Here is a 5580-nt window from a genome sequence, read left to right as displayed (position 1 = left end):
TGCTGTGCATGATGGACAGCGTCACCCGCTTCGCCATGGCTCAGCGCGAGATCGGCCTGGCCGCGGGCGAGCCGCCGACCACCAAGGGCTACACGCCGACCGTCTTCACCGAACTGCCGAAGCTGCTGGAGCGCGCGGGCCCGGGTCCGATCCGCCCAGATGGCACGACGGCGGGACCGATCACCGGCATCTTCACCGTGCTGGTGGACGGTGATGATCACAACGAGCCGATCGCCGACGCCGTGCGCGGGATCCTGGACGGCCACATCGTCATGGAGCGCGCCATCGCCGAGCGTGGCCGCTTCCCGGCGATCAATGTGCTGAAGTCGATCAGCCGGACCATGCCGGGCTGCCATCTGCCGCACGAGCGGGAGATCGTGAAGTTGGCCCGCCAGTCGCTGTCGGCCTACGCCAACATGGAAGAACTGATCCGCATCGGCGCCTATCGCACCGGCGCCGATCCAACCGTTGACCGCGCCATCGAGCTCAATCCCGCGCTCGAGGCCTTCCTCGCCCAGGACAAGGACGAGGCCACAAGCCTGGAGGCGAGCTTTGACAGTCTCGCTCAAATTCTGATGGGTGGAACCGCATGAGCTGGGCGCAGTCCCTGGTCAAACTCTCGGCCTATGAGGTCGAGGTCCTGCAGAAGCGTCTGGGCGAGATCGCCGATCGGCGGGTCCAGGCGGAGATGAAGCTGGTGATGCTGGCCGCCGAGGGCGAGGCCGAGGCGGAAAACGCGCGGCGCGACGCCGAGCATGGCTGGTATCAGCTCGGCTTTCTGGAAGGGCTGCGGACGCGCAGGGCGCTGATCCAGGCCGACATCGCCCAGATCCAAATCGAGGAGGCCGGCGCGCGCGACGCGCTGGCCCTCGCCTTCGAGGAACAGAAGAAATACGAGCAGGTCGCCCAGGGCATCCGCATGGCCAGGGCCAAGGAAACTGCTCGCCAGGAGACTGCGGCCTTGGACGAACTTGGCCTGCGAATGGCCGCGCGAGGCTAGTTCAGCGGCGCGCCGCCGGGAGCGGCGGTGCGCGGTGCAGGCGCCTGCACCTGGTCGGCGTCGGCCGCTTGGCGCAGAGCGTGCAGGTCGTCGCTGAGACGGAACAGGGCGACATAGAGTTCGCAGAACGAGCGCCATAGCAGCACCAAGCCCGCCACGACGAGCAGGCCGGCGACCAGGACGGGGATCGCTAGGAGCACCCCGATCCAGCTTTCCTCGCGCAAGGCCACCCCGACGGCGGCCCCGACCGTGCCGAAGGCGATCAGGGCGATGATGCCCAGGCCCGCCCAATAGATCAGATGGATGACCTGATTGGTCATCAGCCGCTCGAAGGTCAGCAGATCCCAGAGGATCGAGCCCCCCGGGCCGCGCCGGGTCTTGGAAGCAGGTGGCCGCATTCGAAATCCAACGCCTAGCGGCCAACAGTGACCGCGCCATAGGCCAAACCGCTATCAGCCGACACGCCGGGCTGCAACGCTCCTGACGATCCGGCCCGGCCGTGAGCTTGCCGGTCAGGCCCGCCACGCGCGCCGAAACGCTGCTGTGCGAAGGCGACAAAATCCGAACCGAACGCAAGCCCGTCTGCGTTTTGGCTCATCACCAGACCTGGCTTGGCCTCTAGATCGCCGTCTTGGCGGAGGCCCATTCGGCGGTTGCTAAGGTCACCAGGCCGCCCGGCGCCGCAAACGATGCCCATATCAGGGGCGTCGTAAACGGAGGTCACCTCGGTGTGCGGGCAAACCGATTCTCAAGCCTGCGAGGCGCAGCCTATGGTCAAGCTTGGGCTCAGTTCAGCGACGCGGCCAATCAAACGATCTGATTGAGCCGCCTGACATTTCTCGCAGAATGCGTGTTAGCCTCCTTCACATGGGAGACGACACACGAACACTGGACGTGACTGGCTGGAGATTGGAGCCGATCTCTGGCGCCGATCGTGAGGTGGTGGAGGTCATCCATCTGCCGCCTGAGCAGGAAGAGTTCGCCGGCAGTCTGGACGAGGTGTTCGGTCGGTTGAACGAAAGCGACGCGGTCGGATTGGAGCAGGGCTTCGCGGTCCTGGAGCCGTCCGGCGAGATCGTGGGGTTCTTCGTTCTGCGCGAGGGTCTGCGTCGCCCGCCCTGGGCGCCGCCGGGCACGGTCAGTCTGCACAGTTTCAGGGTCCGGCCAGGTCTGCAGGGCAAGGGCGTCGGACGTCGTTGCATCGCGCTGCTGGAGGAGTGGTTCGCCCGCGAGCGGCCGGTGCAGCCCCAGCTCATGCTGGCCGTGAACGCTCGCAACACCCCGGCCATCGTCGCCTATCAAAAGATCGGCTTCATCGACACCGGAGCCCGCCACGAAGAGGGCCATGGGCCGCAGTTCATCTTCGCCAAGCCGATGGGCTAGGGGGCTCCCCATCAGTCAGCTTCGCTGACCGCTTGGGGATGGATCGGCGCGGGCCTATGCCCAGGCTAGATCGAACCCACGGTCTTTAGCCTCGCCTTCGGGTGGATTTCGTTCTGGCTCAGCACCGGGGTCTGGCCGCGGAAGCGCTCGATGATCGAGCGGACATAGGGGCGGATCTGCGGGCTGGTGAGCAGGACGGCGCTTTCGCCGGCCAAGGCCGCGCGTTCGAAGCTGTCACGCACCGCCCGGATGAAGTCCTGAAGCCGTGAAGGCGCTAGCGCCAGTTGCTTGTCGTCGCCGGACCCGATCAGGGCGTCGGCGAAGGCGTTTTCCCATTCCGCCGACATGGTGATGATCGGCAGGGCGCCGTCCTCGCCGCGATGGGCGAAGGAGAGCTGGCGGGCCAGGCGTCCGCGCACCTGCTCGACCAGCAAGGTGATCGACTGGGTGTGCGGGGCGGCCTCGCCGATGCCTTCCAGGATCGCCGGCAGGTCGCGGATCGAGACCCGTTCGCGCAGCAGGGCCTGCAGCACGCGCTGGACGGTGGTGGCCGAGACGACGCTGGGGATCAGGTCCTCGACCAGCTTCTTCTGCTCGCTCGGCAGTTCCTTCAGGAGCTTCTGGACCTCGGCGTAGGAGAGCAGATCCGGCATGTTCTCCTTCAGGATCTCGGTCAGGTGCGTGGTCAGCACCGTGGCCGGATCGACGATGGTGTAGCCGCGGAACGTGGCCTCCTCGCGCAGGGCCTCGTCGATCCAGGTGGCGGGCAGGCCGAAGGCCGGCTCGCGCATGTGTTCGCCGGGGATCTCCACCTGGCCGCCGGAGGGGTCCATGGCCATCAACGAGCCGAGCCGCACCTCGCCGCCGCCGCCTTCCATCTCCTTGATGCGGATCATGTAGCCCTGGGAGGGCAGGCGCATGTTGTCGAGGATCCGCACCGCCGGCATGACGAAGCCGAAGTCGGTGGCGAGCGTCCGGCGCAGCGCCTTGATCTGGTCGGTCAGGCGGCGGCCTTCGAGGTCGTTGATCAGCGGTAGCAGGCCGTAGCCAAGCTCGATCTTGATCTCGTCGATCGCCAGGGACTGGCTGATCGGCTCTTCCTGTTCCTGGGCCGGCCCGGTCGGCACGATGTCGATGGGCGCCGGCCTAGCCGCATCCTGGGATCGCTTCCAGGCGAGGAACCCGGCGCCGGCCGCCAGGGCGGCGAACGGAATGATCGGCATTCCCGGGATCAGCGCCAGCATGCCGGCCGAGGCCGAGACCATGCCGAGCGCGATTGGATTCATGGCGAGCTGGGCGACCAGGGCCTTGTCGGCCGACCCGTCGACGCCGGCCTTCGACACCAGGAAGCCGGCGGCGATCGAGATGATCAGGGCGGGGATCTGGCTGACCAGGCCGTCGCCGATGGTCATCAGGGTGTAGGTCGCTGCGGCCTGGCCGACCGGAACCTTGTGCTGCACCACCCCGATCAGGATGCCGCCGATGATGTTGATGGCGACGATGATCAGGCCAGCGACCGCGTCACCGCGCACGAACTTGCTGGCGCCGTCCATGGCCCCAAAGAAGGTCGACTCCTGCTCCAGCTCCTTGCGGCGCTTCTTGGCTTCCTCTTCCTCGATCAGCCCGGCCGACAGGTCGGCGTCGATGGCCATCTGCTTGCCGGGCATCGAGTCCAGGGTGAAGCGGGCGGCGACTTCGGCGATCCGGCCCGAACCCTTGGTGATGACGACGAAGTTCACGATCACCAGGATCGCGAAGACGATCACCCCGATCACGAAGTTGCCGCCCATCATCAGGTTGCCGAAGCCCTCGATGATCTTGCCGGCCCCGTGGGCGCCCTCGTGGCCGTGGCCGAGGATCAGCCGGGTCGAGGCGATGTTCAGCCCCAGCCGGAACAGGGTGGTGACCAGCAGCACGGTCGGAAAGGCCGTGAACTCCAGCGGTCGCCTGATCAGCAGCGAGGTCATCAGGATCAGCACCGAGGAGGTGATCGAGATCGACAGCAACAGATCCAGCATGAACGGCGGGATCGGGAGGATCAGCAGCAGGACGATGCCGATGACGCCGAGCGCCAGCGCGACCTCGCCCTTCATCAACCAGCCGAGCATTTCGCGCGGGGTGGGGCGGTCCGATGATGAAAGTGCCGAGTCCGACATCTTCGGTCTCCACCTCTTCCCCTTCAGGGGGCGAGGTTGGGGTGAGGGGAGCTCGCATTCGGCGAGCACGGCGCCAAGCGCCGCTCCAGTATCGTTCTGGATGAGTCGGGCGGCTTCGTCGCCCCCTCACCCGTTCTCTCCCCGAAGGGAGAGGTCGTTCGTCTAGGCTGCGCTAGCGCCCATCTGCGGCGCCGGCACCGCGACACCGGCCTCGTTGTATTCCTTCAGCTTGTTGCGCAGCGTGCGGATCGAGATGCCAAGGATGTTCGCCGCGTGGGTCCGGTTGCCCAGGCAGTGCGACAGGGTGTCGAGGATCAGCTGCTGCTCCATGTCGGCCACGGTCTGGCCGACGAAGGCGCGGGTGGCCGCCTCGGCGGCGCCGGCCGCGGTCTGGGCGGTGCGGGCGGCGGGATCAGGAGCGGTCAGGGGCTGACCGTCCGGCAGGCGGATGGCGCTTTCCTCGATCTCCGGGCCGATGGCCAGCAGCACCGCGCGGTGCATGGCGTTCTCTAGCTCGCGGACGTTGCCCGGCCACCGATGGGTGGCCAGCCGGCGCTTGGCCTCGGCCGACAGCGGGCGCTCCAGCGTGCCGTTGGCCTTGGCGTATTTGCGCACGAAGTGCTCGGCCAGGGCGACGACGTCTCCGGGCCGCTCGCGCAACGGCGGGAGGCGCAGGTTCTCGACGTTCAAGCTGTAGAGCTGGTCCTCGCGGAAGGTCCCGTCCTTCACGGCCTGGGCCAGGTCGCGGTTGGAGGTGGCGAGGATGCGAATGTCGACCTTCACCGGCTTGGAGCCGCCGACCCGGTCGATCTCGCGCTCCTGGATGGCGCGCAGCAGCTTGGCCTGCAGGCGGGCGTCCATCTCGGAGATTTCGTCGAGCAGCAGGGTCCCGCCGTTGGCTTCCTCGAACTTGCCGATGCGGCGCGCGACAGCGCCGGTGAAGGCGCCCTTCTCGTGACCGAACAATTCGCTTTCCAGCAAGTTCTCGGGGATGGCCGCGCAGTTGACCGAGATGAAGGCCTTGGTGGAGCGACGTGACTT

The 5580-nt window shown here is 67.0% G+C and carries 5 protein-coding genes and 1 pseudogene; 3 read left to right on the top strand and 3 right to left on the bottom strand.

Translation table 11 applies throughout. The features are described from left to right. Both fliI and Q7T84_RS08875 read left to right on the top strand, forming a co-directional pair. Positions 1-593, top strand: a pseudogene (fliI, locus tag Q7T84_RS08880) (flagellum-specific ATP synthase FliI); the annotation flags it as partial. Further along, a complete protein-coding gene (locus Q7T84_RS08875) occupies positions 590-1000 on the top strand; it encodes a flagellar export protein FliJ (RefSeq protein WP_304807877.1) in 411 nt (136 codons plus the stop codon). The pseudogene fliI and the gene Q7T84_RS08875, both read left to right, overlap by 4 nt. Here Q7T84_RS08875 and Q7T84_RS08870 read toward each other — a convergent pair. Beyond that, positions 997-1398, bottom strand: coding sequence for a DUF4282 domain-containing protein (locus tag Q7T84_RS08870; protein ID WP_304807875.1), 402 nt, complete (start codon positions 1396-1398; stop codon positions 997-999). The genes Q7T84_RS08875 and Q7T84_RS08870 overlap by 4 nt on opposite strands. Positions 1399-1894: 496 nt before the next feature. On the opposite strand from Q7T84_RS08870, the gene Q7T84_RS08865 reads away from it, so the two are divergent. Next, positions 1895-2383: a GNAT family N-acetyltransferase gene (locus tag Q7T84_RS08865; RefSeq protein ID WP_304807873.1), complete on the top strand. Its 489-nt coding sequence runs from the start codon at positions 1895-1897 to the stop codon at positions 2381-2383. A 65-nt stretch (positions 2384-2448) separates the two neighbouring features. Here the strand turns inward: Q7T84_RS08865 and flhA are convergent, their stop codons facing one another. Together flhA and Q7T84_RS08855 are read right to left on the bottom strand one after the other, a co-directional pair. Beyond that, entirely contained in the window at positions 2449-4539 is a 2091-nt protein-coding gene (gene flhA, locus Q7T84_RS08860) for a flagellar biosynthesis protein FlhA (protein ID WP_304807871.1), read from the bottom strand. 162 nt (positions 4540-4701) lie between these two features. Continuing rightward, on the bottom strand, positions 4702-5580 hold an 879-nt coding region (locus Q7T84_RS08855), incomplete at its 5' end, for a sigma 54-interacting transcriptional regulator (RefSeq protein WP_304807869.1).

This window comes from Phenylobacterium sp. (genome assembly GCF_030654915.1).
Taxonomy (GTDB): Bacteria; Pseudomonadota; Alphaproteobacteria; order Caulobacterales; family Caulobacteraceae; genus Phenylobacterium.
This window is presented reverse-complemented; position numbering and strand designations above follow the sequence as displayed.

Coding starts and splice junctions, on each gene's coding strand:
- Q7T84_RS08875 (WP_304807877.1), top strand. CDS start 590: ATGAGCTGGGCGCAGTCCCTGGTCAAACTCTCGGCCTATGAGGTCGAG.
- Q7T84_RS08870 (WP_304807875.1), bottom strand. CDS start 1,398: ATGCGGCCACCTGCTTCCAAGACCCGGCGCGGCCCGGGGGGCTCGATC.
- flhA (WP_304807871.1), bottom strand. CDS start 4,539: ATGTCGGACTCGGCACTTTCATCATCGGACCGCCCCACCCCGCGCGAA.